This is a genomic window from Mycobacterium sp. SMC-16 (genome assembly GCF_046250085.1).
Taxonomy (GTDB): Bacteria; Actinomycetota; Actinomycetes; order Mycobacteriales; family Mycobacteriaceae; genus Mycobacterium; species Mycobacterium phocaicum.
This window is the reverse complement of record NZ_CP176427.1, coordinates 703,098-727,468: the sequence shown is the minus strand read 5'-3', so window position 1 is coordinate 727,468 and position 24,371 is coordinate 703,098. Positions and strand designations below refer to the sequence as shown.

Annotated in this window: 23 protein-coding genes; 9 read left to right on the top strand and 14 right to left on the bottom strand. The window is 67.8% G+C overall.

Features of this window, described 5'->3' with window-relative positions:
- The first annotated feature begins 19 nt into the window (after positions 1-19).
- On the top strand, positions 20-859 hold the full coding sequence (locus ACJEIK_RS03520; protein WP_409431055.1) for a LuxR C-terminal-related transcriptional regulator: 840 nt from the start codon (positions 20-22) through the stop codon (positions 857-859).
- A gap of 4 nt (positions 860-863) precedes the next feature.
- On the opposite strand, the gene ACJEIK_RS03515 is transcribed toward ACJEIK_RS03520, so the two are convergent.
- The 5 genes from ACJEIK_RS03515 to ACJEIK_RS03495 are packed head-to-tail and all read right to left on the bottom strand — an operon-like array spanning position 864 to position 6,794.
- A complete protein-coding gene (locus ACJEIK_RS03515) occupies positions 864-2,681 on the bottom strand; it encodes an ABC transporter ATP-binding protein (protein ID WP_409431054.1) in 1,818 nt (605 codons plus the stop codon).
- A complete protein-coding gene (locus ACJEIK_RS03510; RefSeq protein ID WP_409431053.1) occupies positions 2,678-4,585 on the bottom strand; it encodes an ABC transporter ATP-binding protein in 1,908 nt (635 codons plus the stop codon). The genes ACJEIK_RS03515 and ACJEIK_RS03510 overlap by 4 nt, the downstream gene beginning before the upstream one ends.
- 59 nt (positions 4,586-4,644) lie before the next feature.
- Positions 4,645-5,205 carry a chromate transporter gene (locus ACJEIK_RS03505; protein WP_138247938.1) on the bottom strand — a complete coding sequence of 187 codons (561 nt, stop codon included), beginning with the start codon at positions 5,203-5,205 and terminating at the stop codon, positions 4,645-4,647.
- A 31-nt stretch (positions 5,206-5,236) separates the two neighbouring features.
- Positions 5,237-5,812: a chromate transporter gene (locus ACJEIK_RS03500; RefSeq protein ID WP_061005590.1), complete on the bottom strand. Its 576-nt coding sequence runs from the start codon at positions 5,810-5,812 to the stop codon at positions 5,237-5,239.
- On the bottom strand, positions 5,805-6,794 hold the full coding sequence (locus tag ACJEIK_RS03495) for a phospholipase D-like domain-containing protein (RefSeq protein WP_409431052.1): 990 nt from the start codon (positions 6,792-6,794) through the stop codon (positions 5,805-5,807). The genes ACJEIK_RS03500 and ACJEIK_RS03495 overlap by 8 nt, the downstream gene beginning before the upstream one ends.
- Positions 6,795-6,867: 73 nt before the next feature.
- Between ACJEIK_RS03495 and ACJEIK_RS03490 the strand changes: the two genes are divergently transcribed.
- Both ACJEIK_RS03490 and ACJEIK_RS03485 read left to right on the top strand, forming a co-directional pair.
- Positions 6,868-7,578: a response regulator transcription factor gene (locus ACJEIK_RS03490; protein ID WP_029104649.1), complete on the top strand. Its 711-nt coding sequence runs from the start codon at positions 6,868-6,870 to the stop codon at positions 7,576-7,578.
- Between the two features lie 6 nt (positions 7,579-7,584).
- Positions 7,585-8,925 (top strand): HAMP domain-containing sensor histidine kinase, encoded by a 1,341-nt coding sequence (locus ACJEIK_RS03485; RefSeq protein WP_061005594.1) that lies wholly within the window; start codon positions 7,585-7,587, stop codon positions 8,923-8,925.
- A gap of 220 nt (positions 8,926-9,145) precedes the next feature.
- Here the strand turns inward: ACJEIK_RS03485 and ACJEIK_RS03480 are convergent, their stop codons facing one another.
- From ACJEIK_RS03480 to pdxH, 7 genes are all read right to left on the bottom strand, one after another.
- A complete protein-coding gene (locus ACJEIK_RS03480) occupies positions 9,146-10,141 on the bottom strand; it encodes an OmpA family protein (RefSeq protein ID WP_409431051.1) in 996 nt (331 codons plus the stop codon).
- Between the two features lie 118 nt (positions 10,142-10,259).
- Positions 10,260-10,625, bottom strand: a complete 366-nt coding sequence (locus ACJEIK_RS03475) for an FKBP-type peptidyl-prolyl cis-trans isomerase (protein ID WP_064860349.1) — start codon at positions 10,623-10,625, stop codon at positions 10,260-10,262.
- Between the two features lie 50 nt (positions 10,626-10,675).
- Positions 10,676-11,095 (bottom strand): MarR family winged helix-turn-helix transcriptional regulator, encoded by a 420-nt coding sequence (locus tag ACJEIK_RS03470; protein ID WP_061005598.1) that lies wholly within the window; start codon positions 11,093-11,095, stop codon positions 10,676-10,678.
- Positions 11,085-12,539 (bottom strand): MFS transporter, encoded by a 1,455-nt coding sequence (locus ACJEIK_RS03465; protein ID WP_318986768.1) that lies wholly within the window; start codon positions 12,537-12,539, stop codon positions 11,085-11,087. The genes ACJEIK_RS03470 and ACJEIK_RS03465 overlap by 11 nt, the downstream gene beginning before the upstream one ends.
- Before the next feature lie 205 nt (positions 12,540-12,744).
- Positions 12,745-14,040 (bottom strand): citrate synthase, encoded by a 1,296-nt coding sequence (locus ACJEIK_RS03460; RefSeq protein ID WP_020098907.1) that lies wholly within the window; start codon positions 14,038-14,040, stop codon positions 12,745-12,747.
- Positions 14,041-14,158: 118 nt separating this feature from the next.
- Complete coding sequence (locus tag ACJEIK_RS03455) at positions 14,159-15,430, bottom strand: MFS transporter (RefSeq protein WP_064860332.1); 1,272 nt, start codon at positions 15,428-15,430, stop codon at positions 14,159-14,161.
- Positions 15,431-15,458: 28 nt separating this feature from the next.
- Positions 15,459-16,142, bottom strand: a complete 684-nt coding sequence (pdxH, locus tag ACJEIK_RS03450; RefSeq protein ID WP_409431050.1) for a pyridoxamine 5'-phosphate oxidase — start codon at positions 16,140-16,142, stop codon at positions 15,459-15,461.
- 19 nt (positions 16,143-16,161) lie between these two features.
- Between pdxH and ACJEIK_RS03445 the strand changes: the two genes are divergently transcribed.
- From ACJEIK_RS03445 to ACJEIK_RS03425, 5 genes are all read left to right on the top strand, one after another.
- Positions 16,162-16,782: a maleylpyruvate isomerase N-terminal domain-containing protein gene (locus tag ACJEIK_RS03445; RefSeq protein WP_409431049.1), complete on the top strand. Its 621-nt coding sequence runs from the start codon at positions 16,162-16,164 to the stop codon at positions 16,780-16,782.
- 55 nt (positions 16,783-16,837) lie between these two features.
- Positions 16,838-17,980 (top strand): citrate synthase 2, encoded by a 1,143-nt coding sequence (locus ACJEIK_RS03440; protein WP_409431048.1) that lies wholly within the window; start codon positions 16,838-16,840, stop codon positions 17,978-17,980.
- 99 nt (positions 17,981-18,079) lie between these two features.
- A complete protein-coding gene (locus tag ACJEIK_RS03435) occupies positions 18,080-18,532 on the top strand; it encodes a VOC family protein (protein WP_020098902.1) in 453 nt (150 codons plus the stop codon).
- Between the two features lie 73 nt (positions 18,533-18,605).
- Complete coding sequence (gene pnuC / locus ACJEIK_RS03430) at positions 18,606-19,145, top strand: nicotinamide riboside transporter PnuC (protein ID WP_409431047.1); 540 nt, start codon at positions 18,606-18,608, stop codon at positions 19,143-19,145.
- Entirely contained in the window at positions 19,088-20,317 is a 1,230-nt protein-coding gene (locus tag ACJEIK_RS03425) for an AAA family ATPase (RefSeq protein WP_409431046.1), read from the top strand. Before pnuC ends, ACJEIK_RS03425 begins: the two co-directional genes overlap by 58 nt.
- Positions 20,318-20,338: 21 nt before the next feature.
- On the opposite strand, the gene ACJEIK_RS03420 is transcribed toward ACJEIK_RS03425, so the two are convergent.
- Together ACJEIK_RS03420 and ACJEIK_RS03415 are read right to left on the bottom strand one after the other, a co-directional pair.
- On the bottom strand, positions 20,339-22,009 hold the full coding sequence (locus ACJEIK_RS03420) for an FAD-dependent oxidoreductase (protein ID WP_409431045.1): 1,671 nt from the start codon (positions 22,007-22,009) through the stop codon (positions 20,339-20,341).
- A gap of 15 nt (positions 22,010-22,024) precedes the next feature.
- On the bottom strand, positions 22,025-23,041 hold the full coding sequence (locus ACJEIK_RS03415; RefSeq protein WP_060998957.1) for a diiron oxygenase: 1,017 nt from the start codon (positions 23,039-23,041) through the stop codon (positions 22,025-22,027).
- Between the two features lie 206 nt (positions 23,042-23,247).
- Here ACJEIK_RS03415 and serC point away from each other — a divergent pair, with 206 nt between their 5' ends.
- Entirely contained in the window at positions 23,248-24,354 is a 1,107-nt protein-coding gene (gene serC, locus ACJEIK_RS03410; protein ID WP_060998956.1) for a phosphoserine transaminase, read from the top strand.
- Positions 24,355-24,371 lie beyond the last annotated feature (17 nt).

Genomic DNA, 24,371 nt, shown 5'->3' with positions numbered 1-24,371 from the left:
CCGAAAGAGGGTACTGACCGTGACCACCGGCCCATCCGTGCTGCGCCCGCGCGACACCGACGCGGTGCGCGCTGAGCTGCGCCGTCTGGGCTCCGAGGGTGCGGTACCCGTGATGTTCGGCGGCGAGGTGCACGACGACGCGCTGCTGATCACCGAGTTCTACGGCACCCGCGGCGGTGGCCTCCGGGGGCTGACGGTGCGCTCGATGTGCGGGCTCGGCGGCGCCAGCATGGTCTCGGGTCAGCCGCTCGCGGTGGCCGACTACCGGCACGCGCCGTCCATCACGCACGACTACGACATGCCTGTGCTCTCTGAAGGCATCCGGTCGGTGCTGGCGGTGCCCGTCGTGGTCGACGGCCGCGCCCGGGCCGTGTTGTACGGCGCCTACCGGTCCAGCGCACCGTTCGGCGGCCGGGCCGTGGACCTGATGCTGGCCTCGGCGCAACGGCTGTCGGACGAGCTGACGATCCGCGACGAGGTGGACCGCCGGCTGCGGCTGCAACAGGCCCCCGCCGCCGACACCGCGGTGAACGCCGAACACATCCGCCAGGTGCACGCCGAGCTGCGCCGGCTGGCGGCCGGGGGCTCGCCCGTCGCGCCCGGCGATCTGGGCGGCCTCGCCGACCGGCTGGCAGAGGCCCTGGCCGGCGGTCCCGCGCCGGCCGGTCCGCTGAGCCCGCGCGAAGTCGACGTCCTCGCGCAGATCGCGCTGGGGTGCACCAATACCGAAGCCGCCCAGCGGCTTTCGCTGAAACCCGAGACCGTCAAGAGCTATCTGCGCAGTGCCGCAATGAAACTCGGCACCCACAGCCGGCACGAGGCCGTGTCGAAGGCACGGCAGCTGCGGATTATCCCCTGACCCGTCAGGCCAGCGAGTCGACCCAGGCGCGGTGCAGCGCCGCATACCGACCGTTCTGCGCGACCAGATCGTCGGGCGCGCCGTCCTCGACGATGCGCCCGCCGTCGAGCACCAGGACCCGGTCCGCGGACTGCACCGTGGAGAGTCGGTGCGCGATCACGAGCGCGGTCCGCCCGGCCAGCACGGTGGCCAGCGCGCGCTGCACCAGCCGCTCGGTCGGGATGTCCAGCGACGACGTCGCCTCGTCCAGGATCAGCACCTTGGGATCGGCCAGGAACGCCCGGGCGAACGCGACCAACTGGCGTTGCCCCGCCGACAACCGTCCGCCCCGGTTCGCGACATCGGTGTCGTAGCCCTCCGGCAGATTGTCGATGAACCGGTCCGCGCCAACGGCTTCCGCGGCCGCGCGGATCTCGGCGTCGGTGGCGTCGGGCCGCCCGAACCGGATGTTGTCGGCGACGGTGCCGGCGAACATGAAGTTCTCCTGCGTCACCATCACGACGTGCTGGCGCAACTCGCTTTGGGCGATGGACCGCAGGTCGATGCCGTCGAGGGTGACCGTGCCGGTGACCGGGTCGTAGAAGCGCGCGATGAGCTTGGCGATGGTCGTCTTGCCCGCGCCGGTGGCACCGACGAGGGCGACGGTCTGCCCCGCGGGCACCGTCAGATTCAGTTCGGGCAGCACCGGACGATCCGGGGTGTAGCCGAAGCTGACGCCCCGAAAAGCGATGTCCCCCTTGACCGTCGTCAGCGCGGCAGGGTCGGCGGGGTCCATGATCGCCGGCCGCTGCCCGAGCACGCCGGCCAGCTTCTCCAACGCCGACGCGGCGGACTGGAAGCTGTTGAAGAACTGCGAAATCTCCTGCATCGGTTCGAAGAACATGCGCAGGTACAGCAGGAAGGCCGTCAGCGTGCCGATCGTCATCTGCCCGTGCAGCACCAGGTTTCCGCCGTACAGCAGCACCAGGGCGGTGGTGACGTTGCCGACGAGTTTGACGCCGGGCATGAACACGGCGAGCAGCGTCATGGTGCGTTCGTTGATGACGCGGTAGTCGTCGACGACGTCGTCGAAGATCTCCTGGTTGCGCGGCTCGCGCCGGTAGGCCTGAACGGCCTTGATACCCGTCATGGTCTCGACGAACTGCACGATCACCAGGGCCGCGCGTTCGCGGACGGTGCGGTACGTCCTGGACGACTCGCGGCGGAACCAGGCGACCAGCAGCACCAGGAGCGGGAAGGCGGCCAGGCACATCAGGCCCAGCCGCACGTCGAGTGTGACGAGCAGGACCGCGGTGCCGCCGAGGGTGAGCACCGCGGTGATGAGGCTGTCGAAACCCGTCGACAGCATGGTCTGGATGGCTTCGATGTCGTTGGTGGACCGGCTCACCACGCGACCCGAGGTGTAGCGGTCGTGGAAGGCGACGTCGAGCCGCTGGAACTGTCGATAAACCCGGCGGCGCAGTTCGAGCAGCACCTTCTGCCCGATCCGGCCCGAGCGGTTCAGGAAGAACAACCGGAAGGTGGCCTGTAGCACCACGACGCCGCACAGGGCGGCGACGATCTGCAACAGTTCACGGGCGGGCCCGCCCTGCACGATCGGCGGGATGCCGTGGTCGATGCCGCGCTGGACGAGCAGCGGAACGGACAGCCGCGCACCGTTTTCCACCACCACGACCAGGCCCAGCAGCAGGACCGCGAGCCGGTACGGCTTCAACAATGAACCCAGCAGCGCCCGCGCTTCACGGCGACGCGAGACGCTCTCGTCGATGGGCAGGTCCTCGGCCTTGTCGACCGTCTGGCCGCGCCAGCTCTCGGTGCTCATCGGCGGCGCACCTCTTCGGACTCATCGGTCTGCTCGAGATACAGCTGCTCGAGCCGCTCGCGTTCGGCGTCCTGCTCCCAATCGCAGCTGCGCTCGCAGCCGTCGTCGAGCTCGTCGTCGGCCGACAACAGATAGCGGTATTCGGGTGCCTCCGCCAGCAACTCGGCGTGCGTGCCGATGCGGGTGATCGTGCCGTCCTGGAGCAGTGCCACCCGATCGGCCAGCAGGACAGTCGACGCCCGGTGCGCCACCACGATGCCCGTCACCGACGTCAGCACCCGCCGGAGCGCGACGGTGACCTCCGCTTCGGTGTGCATGTCCAGGGCCGACAGGGTGTCATCGAGCACCAGCAGCGACGGCGCGGCGAGGATCGCGCGGGCCAGCGAAAGGCGTTGCCGCTGACCGCCGGACAGGCTCATCCCCTGCTCGCCGATGCGGGTGTCCAGCCCGAACGGCAAGTCGTAGACGAACTGGGCGGCGGCGATGTCGACGGCTGCGCGAATCTCGTCGTCGGTGGCGGGATTGTCGGCGCCACGACCGAGGGCGAGGTTCTCGGCGACGGACATCGAGAACAGCGTCGGGTCTTCGAACGCGGTGGCCACGGCGGTCCGCAGGGCGGGTAGCGACAGCTCGCGGATGTCCCGGCCGTCGAGCAGGATCGCGCCCTCGGTGACGTCGTACAGCCGTGAGAACAACGCGGCCAGAACCGATTTCCCGGAACCGGTGGCACCGACCAGAGCCAGCGTCTGCCCGGATTCGACCGTCACCGACACGTGGCGCAACGCCCAGTCGTCGGGTGCGGCGTCGGGGAACCGGAAGCCGACGTCACGCAATTCGAGGTGTCCGCCGCGCGGCACTGTGGTGACCGGGCCGTCGGTGACATCCACTGGCGCGTCGAAGATCTCGGCGACGCGGTCGGCCGCGGTCATCGACTCCTGCATCATCGACAGCAGGAAGCCCAGCGACGCGATGGGCCACACCAGCGACAGCATCATGGTGATGAACGCGACGAGCGTGCCCATGGTGACCAGGTCGTGGCCGACCGCGTACGCGCCGAATCCGAGCACCAGGATGAGCGTGAGATTCGGGATGACCTCGAGCAGCGTCCAGAACCGGGCCGATACCGCCACCTTGCCGACCTCGGCGTCGTAGAGGTCCGTCGCCCGCTCGTCGAACCGCTGATAGACGTAGTCCTCCCGGCCGAACGACTTGATCACCCGCAGGCCCAGCGCCGACTCCTCGACATGCGTTGCGACATGGCCGGATTGGTCCTGCGCTAGCCGCGACAGCCGGCTGAACTGCCGCTCGAATCTGAAGACCGTCACCGACACCGGCACCACAGAGGCCAGGACCACCACACCCAGCGGCCAGTACATGGCGAGCAGGATGGCCGTGACCACGACGATCTGAATCGAGTTGAGCACCAGGAACAGCAGGCCGAACCCGAGAAATTGGCGAATGGTGCCAAGGTCGTTCATCACCCGGGACAGCAATTGCCCGGACTGCCACTGCCGGTGGAACGACATGGGCAGGATCTGCAGGCGCGCGTAGAGCTCTTTGCGGATGTCGGCCTCGACGCCCATGGTCGCCCGCGCCCCGAGCCAGCGCCGGATGAACCACAGCACCGCCTCGAGGAGGCCCAATGCGAGCGCCGCCGAACCGAGAACCCACAGGCCGTGCTGATCCTGATGCCGCACCGGACCGTCGATCACGGCCTTGGTCATCAGCGGAATCGCGACCGTCACGCCCAGACCGGCGAACGCGGTGAGCAGCATGGCGCCCCAGCGACCGCGGTAGGGGCCGAGGTACGGCAGCAGGCGCAGCAGGTCCGTCGACGCACGCCGACGCTGCGGCACCGGAGCGATCGCCGGGGCCGAGTGCAGGGGCTGGGCTACATCAGACACAACAACTTCAATGCTCGCACGTGCCACCGACAATCACCCGGCGCGTCGGCGCGACCAGGTCAGATGAAGCCCAGGTACCCGACGAGGCCCGCCGCGGCGACCACGATCAGCGGGTTGAGCTTGGTGAGCATGAAGATCACCGTGCAGACCGCCGTGACGGTGTAGGCCCGCCAGTCGTGGTCGGCGGCGCGGCTCATGACCAGCGAGGCCGCCAGGATCAGGCCCACCGTCAGCGGGGCGAAACCCTTTTCGACGGCGCGGCGGAGTTTGGAGCGTTCGGCCTTCTGCCAGATCAGCGTGATGACGTAGACGAAGCCCGCGGCCGGCACCACCATCGCGACCATCGAGACGACGCCGCCGATGATCGCGCCGGGAATGCCGCCCTCTTTCAGCCCGGCGCCGTAGCCGACCATCGACACGATGAGGATGCTCGGCCCCGGCGCGGTCTGCGAGATCGAGAACAGGTCGGCGAACTGGTTGTCGGTGAGCCAGTGCCTGCCGTTGACGGCATTGATGTGCATCTCCGGCAGCACCACGTTGCCGCCGCCGATGGACAGCAGCGACAGCATGCCGAACAGCCCGATGAGTTGGATGTACGTCGAGAGCGCCGCTGTGCTCATGCGCGATCCGCCTCCGGCTTCTCGCTGACGCTCATGTCGACGCCGCGGTGCGCTCCCGCGGCCACGCCCAGATCAGACTGAGCGGGGCCAGGATCGCGAGCGTCCCCAGCAGTGGGAACCGCAGCACGCCGTTCAGCACGAAGGCGCCGGCGAACAGCAGCACCGGCACGACGCCCGTCAGGCACTTCTGGCCCGTCTTGAGCACCATCGTCAGCGTCAGGGCCACCGCGGCCGCCGACGCGCCGTGCAACACACCCTTGACCGCGGGCACTTCCTTGAACCGGAAGTAGGCGAACGACAGTGCCAGCACGATGACCAGAGGCATGGCGCACAAGCCGAATACCGCGGCGGCGGCACCGGGAAAGCCACGCATCTTGGTGCCGGCGAACACCGCCATGTTCACCTGGTTGGCGCCGGGCAGGATGCGGCACATCGTTGTGGCCGAGAGGAACTCGGCGTCCCCGAGCCAGCCCTTCTCGACGACCAGCACCTCGCGCGACCAGGCCGACAGCCCGCCGCCGAACGACGCCAGCGCGATGTGGTTGAACGTCAGGACCAACTCGAACAACGAAACCCGTTGGGCCGTCGAGTCGATCTGCTCACTCATGGACGAGCTCGGGGTCATGCGGGAAGTCGTCTTCGTGATGCTGCGACGAATCCAGCGGATCCGGCGGCTCGTAGTGGTGCGAGGTCTCCCAGTCGGCGTCGAACACCTGCGACAGCTGCGCGACGGCGTCCGGGTCCTTGACCATCACGCCCAGTTCGCGGCGCAGGTCGAAGGCGCTGCGGTCGATGTTCATCGAGCCCACGAGGGCCTCATGGTCATCGACGATGACCAGCTTGGCGTGCACCCGCAGGTTCTTCTGCTTGCGCACCTTCGCGCCGAACCGGCGCAGGGTCCGCAGCGAGGCGAACGTGTCGAGGATGTCCCAGTCGCTGATGCCGTGCTTGCCACCGCACAGCACATGGACGTTCACGCCCCGGCCCACCGCCGCCGCGATGTGGTCGAGGATGACGGCGTCGACGTACTTCGGGTGCTGGATGCGCAGCCGGTGTTCGGCAGTGTCGATGAATTTCGCCATGTGGTAGCGGGAATTCGAATTGCTCCACAGCAGCCCGTGATACTGCGACGGCTCCCAGTCGGTGTGGGACCAGTCGGCGTCGAACACCTCGACGATCTGCGCGACGTGGTCCGGCTCGGTGGTGATGAAGCCGTAGTCCCGGGTCAGGGTGAAGTACTTCTCGCACAGGTTGAACGTCGCCACGAGCGCCGCCGTCTCGTCGACCACGATCGACTTCTCATGCGTCACATAGAACGTCGGATTGGACCACTGGACGTTCACGCCGGCATCCGAGAACTGTTCGAACGTCTCGTCATTGGCGCGGTCCCCGCCCGAGCGGGCCGGGTTCAGCATCACCCGCACCGCGACGCCCGCCCGATGCCGGTCGATCACCGCCGCCACGAGGGACGGCTCGGTGAACGTGAATTGCTTGATGAGCAACGACTTCTGCGCCGATGCGAGGAAATCCCGCACCGGCTGCACGCCATCATCGGGTTGGACGATGACTCGCGGCGACACAGGCCCCATAAGCGCCGGATGCTAGCACCGAATAGTGGCTGCCAGACGTGCCTCCGTCAATAACAGTGGGCCATCGGGCAAGATGAGGCACATGGATAGCGGAAGCGCCTCCCCCCGCCTGCTCGTAGTCGACGACGACCCGGACGTGCTGGCCTCACTGGAGCGTGGCCTGCGGCTGTCCGGCTTCGAGGTCTCGACCGCGGTCGACGGCGCCGAAGCCCTGCGCAGTGCCACCGAATTCCGGCCGGACGCCATCATTCTGGACATCAACATGCCGGTGCTCGACGGCGTCAGCGTCGTCACCGCGCTACGCGCCATGGACAACGACGTGCCGGTGTGTGTGCTCTCGGCCCGCAGCTCGGTCGACGACCGGGTGGCGGGCCTGGAAGCCGGCGCCGACGACTACCTGGTCAAGCCATTCGTGCTGGCCGAGCTGGTGGCGCGCGTCAAGGCGCTGTTGCGCCGCCGCGGCGCGACGGCGACGTTCTCGTCGGAGACCATCTCCGTCGGGCCGCTCGAAGTCGACATCCCGGGCCGGCGGGCCCGCGTCAACGGCGCCGACGTCGACCTCACCAAGCGCGAGTTCGACCTGCTGGCCGTGCTGGCCGAGCACAAGACCGCCGTGCTGTCCCGCGCCCAGCTGCTCGAGCTGGTCTGGGGCTACGACTTCGCCGCCGACACCAACGTCGTCGACGTGTTCATCGGCTACCTGCGCCGCAAGCTGGAGGCCAACGGGGCGCCGCGACTGTTGCACACGGTCCGCGGTGTGGGGTTCGTACTCAGGCAGCAGTAAGCCACCGTGAACATCCTGGCGCGCGTCTTCCGTCGCACCCCGTCGCTGCAGTCGCGCGTCGCGTTCGCCACCGGTATCGCCGCGGCCATCGTGGTCGGGATCGTCGGCACCATCGTGTGGATCGGCATCACCAACGACCGCAAGGAACGGCTGGACCGCCGCCTCGACGAGGCCGCCGGCTTCGCGATCCCGTTCCTGCCGCGCGGGCTGGACGAGATTCCGCGGCCACCGCACGACGAGAACGTCGTCATCACCGCCCGCCGCAGCGGCCAGGTCAGCTCGAACTCGAACGTCGTGCTGCCCGAGTTGCCGGTCGGTTACGCCGACACCGACGTCAACGGCGTCCGCTATCGGGTGCGCACGGTGCAGATCCACATGCCGGACCCGATGCTGGTGGCGGTCGGCGCCACGTACGACGCGACGATCATCGACACCAACAACCTGCATCGCCGGGTGATCGCGTTGTGCGCGTTCGCCATTGGCGCGGCCGCCGTCGCGGGCTGGGCGCTGGCCGCGTTCGCGGTGCGTCCACTCAAACGGCTGGCGCAGCAGACGCGCGATATCGACCCCGAAGGCGACGCCCCGCACATCGACGTCCGCGGTGCCACCGAGGCCGTCGAAATCGCCGACGCGGTCAAAGGTCTGGTGGACCGCGTGTGGGAAGAGAAGGGCCGGACGAAGGCCGCGCTGGCGTCGGCGCGTGACTTCGCGGCGGTGTCGGCGCACGAGCTGCGCACGCCGCTGACGGCGATGCGCACCAACGTCGAAATCCTGAGCACGCTCGACCTTCCCGATGAGCAGCGCAAGGAAGTGCTGAGCGACGTGGTGCGCACCCAGTCGCGCATCGAGACCACGCTATGGGCACTGGAGCGCCTGGCACAGGGTGAGCTGTCCACCGTCGATGACCATGTGCCCGTGGACATCACCGAACTCCTGGATCGCGCCGCGCACGACGCCATGCGCGTGTACCCGGACCTGGAGGTTTCACTGGTACCGGCGCCGACCATCATCATCGTCGGACTGCCTGCCGGGCTGCGGCTTTCGGTCGACAACGCGATCGCCAACGCCGTCAAGCACGGTGGTGCGTCGAAAGTTCAGCTGTCAGCGGTCAGTTCGCGCGCCGGGGTCGAGATCGCCGTCGACGACGACGGCTGCGGCGTTCCCGAAGACGAACGGCTGAAGGTCTTCGGCCGATTCAACCGGGGCTCCACCGCATCGCACTCGGGCTCCGGGCTGGGCCTCGCGCTGGTGGCCCAGCAAGCCGAATTGCACGGCGGCACCGCGACATTGGAGACCAGTCCCCTCGGCGGGACGCGGCTGCTGCTGCGTCTGCCGGGGCATCGCTGAGAGTTACCAGCCGAATCCCGTTCTGGGTCTGTCACTCCGCTGTTGCGGCGAGGGCAGAAAGTACGTGAGCTCACTCGTGGTGGTGATCCACCGGTGGTTCTTGAGCTCAGGGACGTCCGATGGCCCAGAAAAGTACCTGGGTTCAATCACTGCTGCCGGGCGCGCCTGCTGATTGAAGCCAGGTACTTCCTGGTCCGGCAGCCTCGATCGCGCCACCTGCTCAGCCGACGGTGATCTCGACCCGGCGGTTCTTCGCGCGGCCTTCCTCGGTGTTGTTGTCGGCGATCGGGTTGGCCGAGCCGGCACCGCGGGCCGTCATCTTCGACGCCAGCACGCCGTTCGAAACCAGGGCGGCGGCAACGGCTTTCGCCCTTGTGTCGCTCAGCCTGAGGTTGACGGCGTCGCTGCCCTGGTTGTCGGTGTAGCCGATCACGGTGACCGCACCGTTCGGGCAGCCCTTGATCTTGTCGGCGATCTGCACCAGCAGCCGGCGGGACTCCCCCGTCATCTGCGAGCCGCCGGTGACGAAACTGATCGGGGTCCGCAGCAGCTCGGTGACGTCGGCCTGCACCTTGGCGCAGGGGCCACCGGCCGGAGCGGGTGCGGGTCCGGGAGCCGGAGCTGACGACGGTTCCGGCGCGGGCGGCGCCACGGGACCACCAGGCGCCGGGATCTGAATGTTGTTGGCCAGCTTCGCACCCGGGAACGACAGGGCCGCGGCGCTCTGCACATCACCGGCCACGTCGAGGTTGGGCGCCGTGCCCATCAGCGTGACGGTGGCGCCGTCGATGGCCAGCCCGAAATCCGCGATGGCATCGGCCGCCGAGAACACGTTGCCGATGGCCGCCATGTCCGGAGTGCCGGCACCGTCGACGACGGTCGTCTTGTCGTTGAGGGTGGCATTCAGCCACTGCGCCTTGACGGCGGCGGCCAGTTCGGACTTCGACCGGGTGTTGGCCAGGCTGCCCGTCAGGGTGACGGTGTTGCCGTCGCGGGTCAGCGCGAATGGCGCGGAGGTCAGCTCGGGCTGTGCCTGTGTCGGTACCGCCGAGGCCGCAATGGAGCTCGGGGCCCGGTGCTCGTCCGAGGTGCCGAACACCACCCAGCCGACGGCGGCGACGACGGCCACCACGACCGCCAGCACCGCCACCCTGCCGCGCGTGCCGAGGCGACGAACGCTGCCGGACGGCTCGATGACGTCAGCTGTGTCCGGCATTGCAAAACCCTCCCTGAAACACGTTCGAGCCTAGAGCCCGGCAGCTGTGGAGACGGCACGTTGCCGCCATGACACGCCACAACCGCCGGGCTCTAAGCCCGACAGAAAGTCGATCAGGTCAGCGGACGCCGACGAGGTCGATGACGAAGATCAGCGTCTTGCCGGACAGGCGATGCCCGCCACCGGCGGGGCCGTAGGCCTGTGTGGGCGGGATGGTCAGCTTGCGCCGGCCGCCCACACGCATCCCGGGGATGCCGTCCTGCCAGCCCTGGATCAGGCCGCGCAGGGGGAATTCGATGGTCTCGCCGCGGTTCCAGGAGCTGTCGAACTCCTCACCGGTGTCGTACTCGACGCCGACGTAGTGGACCGTGACGTTGCCGCCCGGCACTGCCTCGGCACCGTCGCCGACGATGACGTCCTCGATCACCAGCGAGTCAGGTGCCGGGCCGTCCGGAAATTCGATCTCAGGTTTGGTGTTAGCCACGGGGACCACCGTAGTCGGGCACCCGACGCGGGCGGACAGGAACCGCACCCCTAGTGGCGGCGCAGCCGGCTCAACAGGTCACGGAGCGTGGCGAGCTCGTCGGCGTCCAACGTGGCAAACACGGGCGGGGCCGGGTCGTCGAGCTGGCCGATGCCGCGCAGCACTGCGCCACCGGCGTCCGTCAGGGACACCAGTTTGCAACGCCGGTTCTCCGGATCCGGTTGGCGCACAACCAATCCGCGCTCTTCCAGATCATTGATCGCGACGGTGGTGGCTGGCGCGTCCATGCCGGTCGCGGCGGCGATCTCTTTGGCCGTCATGGCCTTGGCATCGAGCCGGCGCAGAATCCGGGCACGGCTGAAGGGCAACCCCGTCTGCTCGACCACCGCGCGTTTCCAGCTGTCGCGGTTCTCGACCACGACGGCGGCCATGGTCTGCCAGACCTCGTCGGCCAGCGGATCAGTGGACACCGGCCGGCTCCGGCTCGCGTGGCCCCTCGATCAGTGGCGCCAGCCGCTCCGCGGAGCGCAGCGCCCGTGGCGAGGTCGAGACGAATCCGAGCACGGTGACCGCCACACCCACGCCGACACACATCCACCACAGCGGCCGGGCCTGCGCGGCGAAGTCGACACCGCTGCCGGCCAGTGCCGAGCCGGCGATCGAACCGCACAGTGCCACACCGATACTCACGCCGACCTGGCGGCTGGTGGAGGTCACAGCCGCCGCGGCGCCGGCACGGTCCACCGGCATGCCGCTCACGGCGGCGTTGGTCACTGGCGCATTCATCATCGCGAACCCTATGCCGTACACCGCGAATATGACGACTACCCGCCACATCGGCGTCGTCGCAGTCAGCGTCGTCAGCATCAGTGCCGCGGACGCCATCAAGATGCCGGCGGCCATCAGTGACGGCCGGGCGCCGTAGCGCCCGACGATTCGTCCGGACAACGGTGAAAAGACAAGGGCACCAATGGCAATGGGCAAATAGATGATGCCGGTGTGCATCGCCGAGTAGTGCCGCTCATTCTGCAGGTAGAACGACATCATGAACAGGAAGGCGCCCCAGCCGGTCAGCGCCATCACGGCTGTGACGGTCGCGCCGGCGAAGGGGATGCTGCGGAAGAAGCGCAGATCGATGAACGGGTCGCGACGCCGGCGCTCGTAGCGCAGGAACGCGACGAGGGCGACCGCCGCCATGACCGCGATGGCCACGGTGCGCGGGTGGCTCCAGCCCATGCCCGGCCCCTCGATGAGGATGAAGACCAGACCGAAAAGGAACAGCACCGCCAGTCCCTGGCCGACCGGGTCGACGTCGCGCATGGTGCCCGACTTGCTCTCCGGGACGAAGATCGCGGTCAGCACGATGGCGGCCAGACAGATCGGCAGGTTGATCCAGAACACGGACCGCCAGCCGACGGCGTGGATCAGCAGGCCACCGACGGTCGGGCCCAGCGCCATCGAGATACCGACGACAGCACCCCAGAAACCGAGCGCCCGCGCCCGCTCAACCCGGTCGGTGAAGACCTGCGAAATGATCGACAGGGCAACAGGATTGAGCATCGAGCCGCCGATGCCCTGAACCAGGCGGGCAGCGATCAACGCGTCCGCGGTCGGCGCGAGGCTGCACAGCAGGGACCCGCACGCGAAGATCGTCAGGCCGATCTGGAACACCCGCCGACGGCCGAACCGGTCACCGGCGGCGCCCGAGAGCATCAGCAGCGAGGCCAGTACCAGCGTGTAGACGTCGACGACCCACTGCATCTGGGCGGCGCTCGCGCCGAGGTCACGGCGGATCGAGGGGATGGCGACGTTCACGATGGTGGAGTCCATCGACACGATCAGCAGACTCAGGCAGCAGGAGATCAGGATGATCGTCTTGCGCCGCGAGTCGAGCGCGCCGATAGTTGTATTCACACAACCATTGTGAAACTACAACTGTCTTTGACGCAACGTCGTTCCGGAGTGACATTGGCGACATGAGCAGAACGCGCGCGCTCGGCGCCCGCGAGCGGCCCCGAAGTGCACGTGAAAAGCGGCGTGTTGCCGTACAGACACGGCCACTCGCGGGAAAAGAGACAGCCCCTCGCGCGCAGTGCGCAAGGGGCCGTCTCGGTGAAACTCAGTGGTTGGGGTAATCGCGCTCGGTGTAGCCGGTGTAGATCTGGCGCGGGCGGCCGATCTTGGTGCTCGGGTCGGCGCTCATCTCGCGCCAGTGCGCGATCCAGCCCGGCAGCCGGCCGAGCGCGAACAGCACTGTGAACATGCGGGTCGGGAAGCCCATGGCCCGGTAGATCACGCCGGTGTAGTAGTCGACGTTCGGGTACAGCTTGCGCTCGACGAAGAAGTCGTCGGTGAGGGCGATCTCCTCCAGCGACTTCGCGATGTCCAGCAGCTCGTCGTCGCCGCCGAGCTTGCCGAGGATCTTGTCGGCCTGCTCCTTGACGATGCGCGCCCGCGGGTCGTAGTTCTTGTAGACCCGGTGGCCGAAGCCCATGAGCTTCACGCCGTCTTCGCGGTTCTTGACCTTCTTGACGAAGTCGCGGACGTCGCTGTGCTCGGTGCGGATCTTCTCCAGCATCTCCAGCACGGCCTGGTTGGCGCCGCCGTGCAGCGGGCCCCACAGCGCGTTGATGCCACCGGAGATCGAGGTGAACAGGTTGGCCTGCGACGAGCCGACCAGGCGCACCGTCGACGTCGAGCAGTTCTGCTCGTGGTCGGCGTGCAGGATGAACAGCATGTCCAGGGCGCGGACCAGCTCGGGGTCCACCTGGTACGGCTCGGCCGGCAGGCCGAACGTCATGCGCAGGAAGTTCTCGACCAGGTTCAGCGAGTTGTCCGGGTACAGGAACGGCTGCCCGACCGACTTCTTGTAGGCGTAGGCCGCGATGGTCGGCAGCTTGGCCAGCAGGCGGATGGTCGACAGCTCGACCTGCTCGGGATCCTTCGGATCGAGCGAGTCCTGGTAGTAGGCGCTCAGCGCGTTGGCCGCCGACGACAGCACCGGCATCGGGTGCGCGTTGCGCGGGAAGCCGTCGAAGAACCGCTTCAGGTCCTCGTGCAGCAGGGTGTGCCGCTGAATCTTGGTGGTGAATGCCTCGAGTTCGGCGGCCGTCGGCAGCTCACCGTAGATCAGCAGGTAGCTGACCTCGATGAAGTTCGACTTCTCGGCGAGCTGCTCGATCGGGTACCCGCGGTAGCGCAGGATGCCGGCGTCACCGTCGATGTAGGTGATGGCGCTCTTGGTGGCCGAGGTATTGACGAAACCACCGTCGTACGTGGTGTAGCCGGTCTTGGCCAGCAGCGAGCCGAGCTCGATGCCGTCCGAGCCCTCGGTGGCGCGCACGATCTTGAGATCGACCTCGCCCCCGGGATACCGGAGGTTGGCTACGTCGTCAGAGCTGGAGGTGTCGGCCACTTGAACCCCTTTTGCGGTGTCGACTTGCAGTGTCGGCAGGTGAAACGTCCGGGACTAGACGGTAGTCGTTAAGAGAACTATGTGCTTGCTCGGGTCGCCATAACCCCGCTGTCAAGCATCATTTGCGAGCCACCTGATAGCGCACGAACGCCGGTACCACCAGAACCGAGACGACGACGCCGACCACCACCAGGACACCGCCGCCGGCTGCGGCCACCGTCGTCCCCACCACCGCGGCCGCCGCGCCGTGCACCGCGTCAGCAATCCGCGGCCCGCCCGCGACCACCACGGTGAACACGCCCTGCAAACGGCCACGCAGTTCGTCGGACGCGGCTTCCTGCAGGATCGTGCTGCGGAATACCGCCGAGACCATGTCCGCGGCGCCGCCGACGGCCAACAGCACCAGCGCGATCCAGAGGAACCCGTCGGGCCGGCCGGTGGCGTGGCCGACAGCGAGCCCGAAACCGGCCATGGCGGCGCCCCACACCACGATCGAGACCACCACCGCCAGACCCTGCTTGCGGACCCGGGGCAGCCACCCCGAGAACACCCCGCCGGCCACCGCGCCGACCGCCATGGCCGCCGACAGCAACGCCATCGCCGTGCCGCCCGCGACCGGCCCGCCGAAGTTCTCGTGGGCCATCTGCGGGAACAGCGCCCGCGGCATGCCGAGGATCATCGCGATGAGGTCGACCACAAAGGACATGAGGACGACGCGGTTACCCGACAGATAGCGAAAACCGTCCAGCACGGCCGCGAAGCCCCAGCGTGAGGTGTCGTCGTCGGGCGAGTGCTCGGGTGGCATCGGCGTGAGCCGGAACGTGGCCCAGATCGGCGCGATCGTGGTGAGGGCGTCGATGAAATACAGCGTCGACAGGTCGACCCACCGCAGCAGCACACCGGCGAGCAGTGGGCCGATGATCGCGCCTGCCTGGAACACCGTCATGTTGAGCGAGTTGGCGGCGGGCAGTTGCTCGGCCGGCAGCATCCGGGGGATCGCAGCCGAACGCGTGGGTGAGTTGATCGCGTAGAACGCCTGCTGCACCGACAGCAGGCACAGCACCAGCCAGACATTGTTGAGCCCGGCCGCGGCCTGCACCCACAACAGCACCGACGCGACCGCCAGCCCGCAGGACGCGATGATCAGCAGCCGCCGGCGGTCCATCGCGTCGGCCCAGGCGCCGCCCCAGAGGCCGAACACGATGAGCGGCACCACGCTGAACACACCTGCCAGCCCGACGTAGGCCGAGTTCTGCGTAAGCGCGTACAGCTGCACCGGCACCGCGAAGATCGTCAGGTTGGCCCCGATCACCGTGACGACGCTGGACCCCCACAGGCGGCGGTAGTCGGGGTTGCGCAGCGGTGTGGTGTCGGCGATGAGGCCTTTCATCGGCGGGCGAGCGAAGCGACGGGGAAGTTCACGGTTGGAGCCGTTCGATGCGGTCGCCCGTGATGCGAATCCTGTTGTGCACCCGGTTCTCTCGGCCCTGCCAGAACTCGATCACTTCGGGGGCGATGAGGTAGCCGCCCCAGTTCGGCGGCACCGGTACCTCCGGCACGTCGGCGAATCGCTCGGTCACGTCACGCAACTGTTCCAGCAGCGCCGACCGCGAGGCAATCGATTTTGACTGGTGTGACGCCCATGCCCCCAGCTGCGAACCCCGCGGCCGCTTGGACCAGTACTCGGCAGTGTGCTCGGCGTCGACCCTGGTCACCGCGCCGCGGATATGGATCTGACGGCCCAGCCGGTACCAGGGGAACGTCGCCGACGCGTAGGGCACCGCCGCCAGCTGCTCGCCCTTGTCGGAGTCGTAGTTGGTGTAGAAGGAGACGCCCGTCTCTTCGATCGATTTGCACAGCACCGAGCGCGTGACGGGATGGCCCTGCGCATCGACGGTGCCCAGCACCATGGCGTTGGGTTCGGAGACGCCGGCCTGCACGGCCTCGGCCATCCAGTCGCGGAACAGCGCCAGCCAGCCCCGGCTCAGCCAGTCGACGTCGAGGTCGATGCTGCCGTCCTTCTCCGTCGAGCCGTATTCGACCCGCATCCGGGCGAGATGATCACTGTGGTCGGACACCATGATCGGCGACGGTACGCCCATACGGTGACACAATGCAGACATGGCGTCGGACGCACCGCGGGACCATTCAGTATTCGTCTCGGCGGCAACAGCTTTCGCGGACCTGGTGGCACTGATCCCGGCCACGGCATGGGACGGCCCCGGGCTGGGAGACTGGGACCTGCGGGCGCTGGTCGGGCACACCTCGCGGTCACTGATCACCGTCAGCAGCTACCTGCGCACGCCCGCCGTCCGGGAGGACGTGACCGGACCGGCGCACTACTACGCGCTGATGCGCGGCTACGCCGCCGGCAGCCCTGACATCGTCGAGCGCGGCCGGGAAGCCGGACGCAATCTCGGGACGGACCCCGCCGCCACGGTCGCCGAACTGCTCCGCCAGGTGCTGACCGACCTGGACGGGGCGGGCGACCCGCTGATCGCCGTGATCGGCGGCCTGGGCATCCGGCTGAGCAATTACCTGCCGACCCGCGTGTTCGAGCTGACGGTGCACAGCCTCGACATCGCACGCGCCGCCGGAATCGACCTCACGCTGCCCGAGGAGGCGCTGCACGATGCGACCGTCCTGGCCGCGCAGATCGCGGCACTGACCGGTCAGGCCGCGGCGGTGCTGCCGGCGCTCACTGGACGCGGTGGTCTACCTGCCGGTTTCTCCGTCGTCTGACCGCTTGTTACCGGCCGGTAGGCCCCGGCTCATCGGCTAGTGGAACAATTTCGGCATGACAGAGGCAACGTCAGTGTCGACGCCGCAGGTCCCCGAGAACTTCGTCGCAGGCCTCGAAGGCGTCGTGGCCTTCACGACCGAGATCGCCGAACCCGACAAGGACGGCGGTGCCCTGCGCTACCGCGGCGTCGACATCGAGGATCTGGTGAGCCACCGCGTCACGTTCGGTGACGTCTGGGCCCTGCTGGTGGACGGCGAGTTCGGCCGGGGTCTGCCGGCCGCCGAACCCTTCCCGCTGCACGTGCACTCGGGCGACGTCCGCGTCGACGTCCAGGCCGCACTGCCCACCCTCGCCCCGCTGTGGGGTTTCCAGCCGCTGCTCGACATCGACGACGACACCGCGCGCGATCAGCTGGCCCAGACGTCGGTGACGGCGCTGTCGTTCGTCGCCCAGTCGGCCCGCGGCATCTACCGGCCCGCCGTGCCGCAGCGCATCGTCGACGAATGCCCCACTGTGACAGCGCGTTTCATGACTCGCTGGCAGGGTGAGCCGGACCCGCGGCACATCGAGGCCATCGACGCCTACTGGGTCAGCGCCGCCGAGCACGGCATGAATGCGTCCACCTTCACCGCGCGCGTCATCGCGTCCACCGGCGCCGACGTGCCCGCGTCATTGTCCGGCGCGATCGGCGCCATGAGCGGCCCGCTGCACGGCGGCGCCCCCGCCCGCGTGCTGCCGATGATCGAGGAGACCGAGCGCACCGGCGATGCCCGCGCCGTCGTCAAGGGCATCCTGGACCGCAAGGAAAAGCTGATGGGCTTCGGGCACCGGGTGTACCGCGCCGAGGACCCGCGGGCCCGCGTGCTGCGCGCCACCGCCAAGCGCCTGGACGCCCCGCGCTTCGAGGCCGCCGCCGCGCTGGAGCAGGCCGCCCTCGCCGAGCTGCGCGAGCGCCGTCCCGACCGGGCCATCGAGACCAACGTCGAGTTCTGGGCCGCGGTGATCCTGGACTTCGCCCAGGTGCCCAGCGCGATGATGCCCGCGATGTTCACCTGCGGCCGCACCGCGGGCTGGTGCGCCCACATCCTGGAGCAGAAGCGCCTCGGCAAGCTGGTCCGACCGGCGGCCATCTACGTCGGCCCGCAGCCCCGTAGCGCGGACTCGGTGGCCGGCTGGGACAGCATCGCGCACAGCTGACACTTCGGGCTCGATTTCTTGTCACCGATGAGAAGTAGCGTTGGAGATGGTCATAACGAATGACCCCAATCCATGCAGTACCGCTCTGAGGAGAACACGATGACCGAGTCCCAGACCTTCCTCGCCCCGCACCTCGTCGTCGGCGACGGCGCCGCGGCAATCGACTTCTACGTCAAAGCTTTTGGCGCCACCGAGCTCGGCCGGGTGCCCGGCCCCGACGGCAAGCTCATGCACGCCGCGCTGACCATCAACGGGTCCAACGTCTACCTCAACGACGACTTCCCGGAGATGTGTGGCGGCAAGTCCCAGACCCCGACGGCCTTCGGCGGCACCCCGGTGACCATCCACCTGCAGGTGCCCGACGTCGATGCCGCCTACCAGCGCGCCATCGACGCCGGCGCGCGCGAACTGATGGCCCCCCAGGACATGTTCTGGGGTGACCGCTACAGCCAGGTAGAGGACCCGTTCGGCCACCACTGGTCGCTGGCACAGACCGTGCGCGTGGTCAGCCCGGAGGAGATCGCCGAGGCGATGGCGGCGCAGCAGGGCTGACGATTTAGCGGCCTACTGAGCCCCGGATGGTGTCATCGACCAGAATGTCGACGACACGATCCGGGGGAACCGCATGCTGCAATCGCTGACGACGCCGCTGTTCACGCTGGGCAACGACGCCGTCACCTGGGCCGAGCTGCTCGGGTTCATCACCGGCGGGCTGTGCGTCTTTCTCACCGTTCGCCGGCACGTGGCCAACTTCCCCGTCGGGATCGCGAATTCCGCCTTCTTCCTGGTGCTCTTTGTGTCCAGTCGGCTGTGGGCGGACGCCGGGCTACAGGTCCTGTTCATCACGCTGGGCTTCATCGGGTGGTGGCAGTGGCTGTACGGGAATGCCGGGCGCACTCCGCTGACAGTCACGCGGGCTGGGCACCGCGAGATCGCCGGTTGTCTGGTGTTCGTGGTCGTCGGTACCGGAGCCCTGTTCGCGTTGCTGCGCGTCACGCACGACTCGGCACCGTTCCTCGATGCGCTCACCACCTGCCTGTCGCTCGCGGCGCAATGGCTGCTCAACGCCAAACGTCTTGAGAATTGGTACTTCTGGATCGTGGCCGATTGCATCTACATACCGATGTACTTCAGCAAGGGACTGAACCTCACCGCCATCGTCTAAGTGTTGTTCCTGGGCTTGTGCGTGGCCGGCTGGCGTTCGTGGCGGCGCAGTCTCGCACCCGAGACGCCTGCACTGGCGGCCGTGTGAACAAGCACGGACTGTTCATCGGCAAGTTCTATCCACCGCACCGGGGTCATCATTCGGTCATCCGGAGCGCGGCCACACAGTGCGAGCAAGTCACCGTTCTGGTGATGGCCGCCGCGGTGGAGACGCTGTCACTGGACGATCGTGTCGGCTGGCTGCAGGCCGAGCATGCGGCCGACGAGAACGTCGTGGTCGCCGGAATCCGTTGCGACGCACCGATGGACCTGAACGACCACAACGTATGGGCCGCCCAGGTCGCGGCGATGCGTGCCGGCATTCGCGCTGCCGGTGCACCATCCGGCGTCGACGTGGTGTTCTCCAACGACGACTACGGCTCCGAACTGGCCCGGTGGTTCGATGCGAAACATGTCCGGACGGCACGGGACGGATTCAACTCCACTGCGATCCGACAGGACTTGGCGGCGCACTGGGACTGGCTTGCGCCCGCAACCCGCGCTGGGCTGACCACTCGAGTCGTCGTGCTGGGTGCCGAATCGACTGGCACGACAACGGTTTCCACCCTGCTTGCGGAGCACTATGCGCAGCGCTGGCCGGCAACCGCGGTCGTGCCCGAATACGGGCGCGATTACACCTCGCTGAAATGGGCGCGCGATCCCGAGCTACCACTCGACGAATTGACCTGGACTGCCGAGGATTTCGATGCAGTCGCGGCCGAGCAGACCAGGCTGGAAGAGGCTGCGGCGGCATCGGGATCGCCGATTCTGATCTGCGACACCGATGCGTTCGCCACGGCGATTTGGGAACGTCGCTATCTCGGCGATGCGGCTCGCACCGCCCAGCCCTGGACCAGCGTGCCGCCCCGTGCTGTCTACCTTCTCACCGACCATGCCGGGGTGCCCTGGCATGACGACGGCATGCGCGAGGGCGACCTGACCGTGCGTGAGGAAATGACCGGATGGTTCGCGGACGCACTCACGACCGCCGGCCACTCCTGGGTGCTACTCACCGGCCCACTCGATGCGCGGGTCGACATCGCAGTCCGCACCGTCGACGCGCTGCTCAAACACCGGATGACGTTCGGAGAACCCTTGACCGGACCGGGATTTGTGCACGATTTTCCGCGGTGAGCGCGGAAAATCGTGCACAAATCACCAGGAAAAGAGGCGCTGACGCAGCGTCGGCTTGGGGGCGTTCGCGGCTGCGGCCAACATGTCGAACACGTCGATGAACTTGTCCCTCGGCCGGTCGGCGCCACCGCGCGCGATCTCGGCCGCGTCGATGGCCCGCCACCCCGCCATGTCGACGACGTCGGGCCGGCGGTCGCGGATGAGCTGTTGCAGCGCACCGGTTTTCGCGGTCGGCTCACTGAGCCGGCTGGCGTTGTAGTCGGCGACCAGCCGGTCGACGGTGTGCGCGGCGCACGACTTGTTGGTGCCGATGAAGCCCGTCGGACCGCGCTTGATCCAGCCCGCGACATAACTGCCGCGGACCGGCTTGCCGGTGGCCGGATCGATGACGCGGCCCTCGTCGTTGGGGACCACGCCGGCCGCATCGTCGAACGGCAGACCACGAATTGCCTTGCCGTGGTAGCCGATTGACGTCAGCACCAGGCCCGCGTCGAGCTGCCGGACCTCGTCGGTGCCGGTCACGGTCAACTCGATGCCGGTGACCTTGTCCGAGCCGAGCACGCGGGCCGGGGTCAGCTCGTAGGCCAACCGGATCCGCGGCCGGGTCGCCGGTGCCGAGCTGTCGGGCAGCTTGGCGAGGATCTCGAGCTTGTGGCGCGTCAACGCGTCCGTCTCGGCTTCGAGATCGCGGCGGACCAGCTCGTGGTCGGCTGCGTCGAGCACCACGTCGCACGTCGAGGTCAGGCCGATCAGCTCCGGCAGGGTGAACGCCGAATGGATCGGGCCGCGGCGCGCCACGATGACGACCTCACGCACCTTCGAGTCGCGCAAGGCGGCCAGCGCGTGATCCGAAATGTCGGTGCGCGCCAACGCATCCGGATCGGCGGTCAGGATGCGGGCCACGTCGAACGCGACGTTGCCGTTTCCGATGATCACCGCCCGCTCGTGGCTCAGGTCGACAGGCAGATGCGAGAACTCGGGGTGCCCGTTGTACCAGGCCACCACCTCGGTCGCGGTTCCGGTTCCGGGCAGCCCCATGCCCTCGATGTCGAGGCGCTTGTCGTTCGGCGCACCGACCGCGTACAGCACGGCGTGGTGGTGCTCCAACAGCTCGGCGTGCGTGACGTCCCGACCCACCTCGACGTTGAGGTAGAAGTCGAGCCCGCGGCGCTTGGTGATCTGGTCGAACAACCGCGTCACGCCCTTGGTGCTCTGGTGGTCGGGGGCGACCCCGGCACGCACCAGCCCGTAGGGCGTCGGCAGCTTCTCGAAGATGTTGACCCGGACCCCGCGCTGGGTCAGCAACTCGTCAGCGGCATACATGGCGGCCGGCCCGGAGCCGACGATCGCGACGCGCAGCGGACCGTGCGGCCGTTGGTCGACCGCCGGGGCGTCGGGCACCGGCGCCAGCTTGGACGTCGGCGGCAGCTTGCCCTCGTACTTCGGGTAGAAGGACGCGTTGAGCTCGATGAACGGCAGCTGCGCTTCGGTCAGCTTGGTGTCCGGCTTGATCGCGCCGACCGGGCAGGCCGTGATGCAGGCACCACAGTCCACGCAGGCGGCGGGATCGATGAACAGCATTTCGGCGGTAGCGAAACCCGGCTCGTCCGGGGACGGGTGAATACAGTTCACCGGGCATGCGAAGACGCATGAACCATCGCTACAGCACGACTGGGTGATGACGTGCGGCATGAGTTACCTAAATGCTCAGGCGGCGACCACGACGTGCTGACGCTGCGGCTCGCTGCGGTACCGGCTCGGCGGGCCGTCGATCTTGCAGATCTTCCACATGAGCTTGGCCAGCGGGTTCATCAGACCGGTGTCGTACGCCAGCATGCGGACGTCGGAGAACATGTTGCGCAGGAACATGCGCGACTCGGGAGCGTCGAAGAACAGTTCGTCGCGCACCGAGCGCGGGATGTCGAAGGTCTTCCAGAAGACCCGCGGCGGCACGATGATCGCCGAGCACAGGATGCGCATGGTCAGCGGCACGAACAGCGACAGCCAGAACTTCTTCCAGCGGCTCAGCTCCGGAACGCGCTTGTGCAGGTACTCGTGGGCGAACGAGATGTGCCGGGCTTCCTCGGCCACGTGGATGGCCATGACCCTCTCCATGATCGGATGCAGTTCCGAGCCCTCACGCAGGATGTTCTTCTGGGTGTGGTCGATGGGCTCCTCGCCGGCGAGCACGCCGAAGAAGAACGGGATGGGCGCCGGGCCGGCGGCCAGCGGGATCAGCGGCTGAATCCACTTGAGCAGCTTGGGCATGCCCGGGACGTCAACCCCCATGTGGTTGACCATCTCCTGGAACATCAGGGTGTGGTTGCCCTCTTCGATGGCCTCGTGGGTGCAGTAGCGGAACTCGGGCGAACCGTTCGGAACCCAGAACGCATACTCCATCAGGCCGCGGATCAGGATGTTCTCGAAGTGCAGGCCGACCTTGGCGACGTTGGCCTGGCGCCACATACCGATCTCGATCTTGCGTTCCTGCGACTGCGCCTGGTACCACGGGTGGCCACCGAGCGGATCGGTGTCGGGGAGGATCCAGCGCTCGTCATTGGGCACGACCGCGAACTCGGGAGAGTCCCAGGCGATGTCCTGATACGGGTTGAAGTTGCGCCGCACCGACCCCTCGGACAGCGTGGCAAGCTTCTCCACGTAGACAGTGTCATCCAGCACGTCCATGTTCCGGCGCCAACGACGGATCATCCGGGTACGAGCCATTTTCGAGCCTCCCAAGGCTTTTCTGTCAGCTTTACATTCGGCTGTCTTGTGTCGAACGGTACCGGAGGTACCACCTAAAAACTAGTGCCCGCCGTCACACATCTGCACACCTATTGTGACCGTGATCACACCTACGTGCAGAACCGTCGGGCGAGCAGCCGGATCCCCACGACACCGGCCGTCGACCTGCAACTACGCTGACACCCATGGCTGAGCTCACCATCCCCGCCGACATCAAGCCCGCCGACGGACGCTTCGGCTGCGGCCCGTCCAAGGTTCGCCCCGAGCAGCTGACCGCGCTGGCCGCCGCCGGCGACCTTTTCGGCACCTCGCATCGCCAGGCCCCGGTCAAGAATCTGGTCGGCCGCGTGCGCGACGGCGTCAAGCAACTGTTCTCCACTCCGGACGGCTACGAGGTCATCCTCGGCAACGGCGGCTCGACCGCTTTCTGGGACGCCGCCGCGTTCGGCCTCATCGACAAGCGCTCGCTGCACCTCACCTACGGCGAGTTCAGCAGCAAGTTCGCGTCGTGCGTCGCCAAGAACCCGTTCGTCGGCGACCCCATCATCATCAAGGCCGACGCCGGCAGCGCCCCCGCCGTGCAGTCGGACCCCGACGTCGACGTCGTGGCCTGGGCCCACAACGAGACGTCGACGGGTGTCGCGGTGCCGATCCAGCGTCCCGCCGGTGACGCTCTGGTCGCGATCGACGCCACCTCGGCCGCCGGCGGTCTGCCCGTCAACATCGCCGACACCGACGCCTACTACTTCGCGCCGCAGAAGAACTTCGCCTCCGACGGTGGCCTCTGGCTCGCCGTGATGAGCCCCGCCGCACTGGCCCGCGTCGAGCAGATCGCCGCCACCGACCGCTGGGTGCCCGACTTCCTGTCGCTGCCCATCGCGGTCGAGAACAGCCTCAAGAACCAGACCTACAACACCCCGGCGATCGCGACCCTGATCCTGCTCGCCGAGCAGCTGGACTGGCTCAACGGCAACGGCGGCCTGGACTGGGCCGTCAAGCGCACCGCCGACTCGTCGCAGCGGCTGTACTCGTGGGCCGAGTCGCGTCCGTTCACCACGCCGTTCGTCGCCGATCCGGCGCTGCGGTCCCAGGTGGTCGGCACCATCGACTTCAACGACGACGTGGACGCCGCGGCCGTCGCAAAGGTGTTGCGCACCAACGGCATCGTCGACACCGAGCCGTACCGCAAGCTGGGCCGCAACCAGCTGCGCGTGGCCATGTTCCCGGCCGTCGACCCCGACGACATCAGCGCGCTGACGGCCTGTGTCGATTGGGTCGTGGAAAAGCTGTAGCACGCCTCTCCGCACAA

Coding starts and splice junctions, on each gene's coding strand:
- ACJEIK_RS03500 (WP_061005590.1), bottom strand. CDS start 5,812: ATGAGTGAGCAGATCGACTCGACGGCCCAACGGGTTTCGTTGTTCGAG.
- ACJEIK_RS03515 (WP_409431054.1), bottom strand. CDS start 2,681: ATGAGCACCGAGAGCTGGCGCGGCCAGACGGTCGACAAGGCCGAGGAC.
- ACJEIK_RS03495 (WP_409431052.1), bottom strand. CDS start 6,794: ATGGGGCCTGTGTCGCCGCGAGTCATCGTCCAACCCGATGATGGCGTG.
- ACJEIK_RS03480 (WP_409431051.1), bottom strand. CDS start 10,141: ATGCCGGACACAGCTGACGTCATCGAGCCGTCCGGCAGCGTTCGTCGC.
- ACJEIK_RS03490 (WP_029104649.1), top strand. CDS start 6,868: ATGAGGCACATGGATAGCGGAAGCGCCTCCCCCCGCCTGCTCGTAGTC.
- ACJEIK_RS03445 (WP_409431049.1), top strand. CDS start 16,162: ATGGCGTCGGACGCACCGCGGGACCATTCAGTATTCGTCTCGGCGGCA.
- pdxH (WP_409431050.1), bottom strand. CDS start 16,142: ATGGGCGTACCGTCGCCGATCATGGTGTCCGACCACAGTGATCATCTC.
- ACJEIK_RS03435 (WP_020098902.1), top strand. CDS start 18,080: ATGACCGAGTCCCAGACCTTCCTCGCCCCGCACCTCGTCGTCGGCGAC.
- ACJEIK_RS03420 (WP_409431045.1), bottom strand. CDS start 22,009: ATGCCGCACGTCATCACCCAGTCGTGCTGTAGCGATGGTTCATGCGTC.
- ACJEIK_RS03505 (WP_138247938.1), bottom strand. CDS start 5,205: ATGAGCACAGCGGCGCTCTCGACGTACATCCAACTCATCGGGCTGTTC.
- ACJEIK_RS03440 (WP_409431048.1), top strand. CDS start 16,838: ATGACAGAGGCAACGTCAGTGTCGACGCCGCAGGTCCCCGAGAACTTC.
- pnuC (WP_409431047.1), top strand. CDS start 18,606: ATGCTGCAATCGCTGACGACGCCGCTGTTCACGCTGGGCAACGACGCC.
- serC (WP_060998956.1), top strand. CDS start 23,248: ATGGCTGAGCTCACCATCCCCGCCGACATCAAGCCCGCCGACGGACGC.
- ACJEIK_RS03415 (WP_060998957.1), bottom strand. CDS start 23,041: ATGGCTCGTACCCGGATGATCCGTCGTTGGCGCCGGAACATGGACGTG.
- ACJEIK_RS03455 (WP_064860332.1), bottom strand. CDS start 15,430: ATGAAAGGCCTCATCGCCGACACCACACCGCTGCGCAACCCCGACTAC.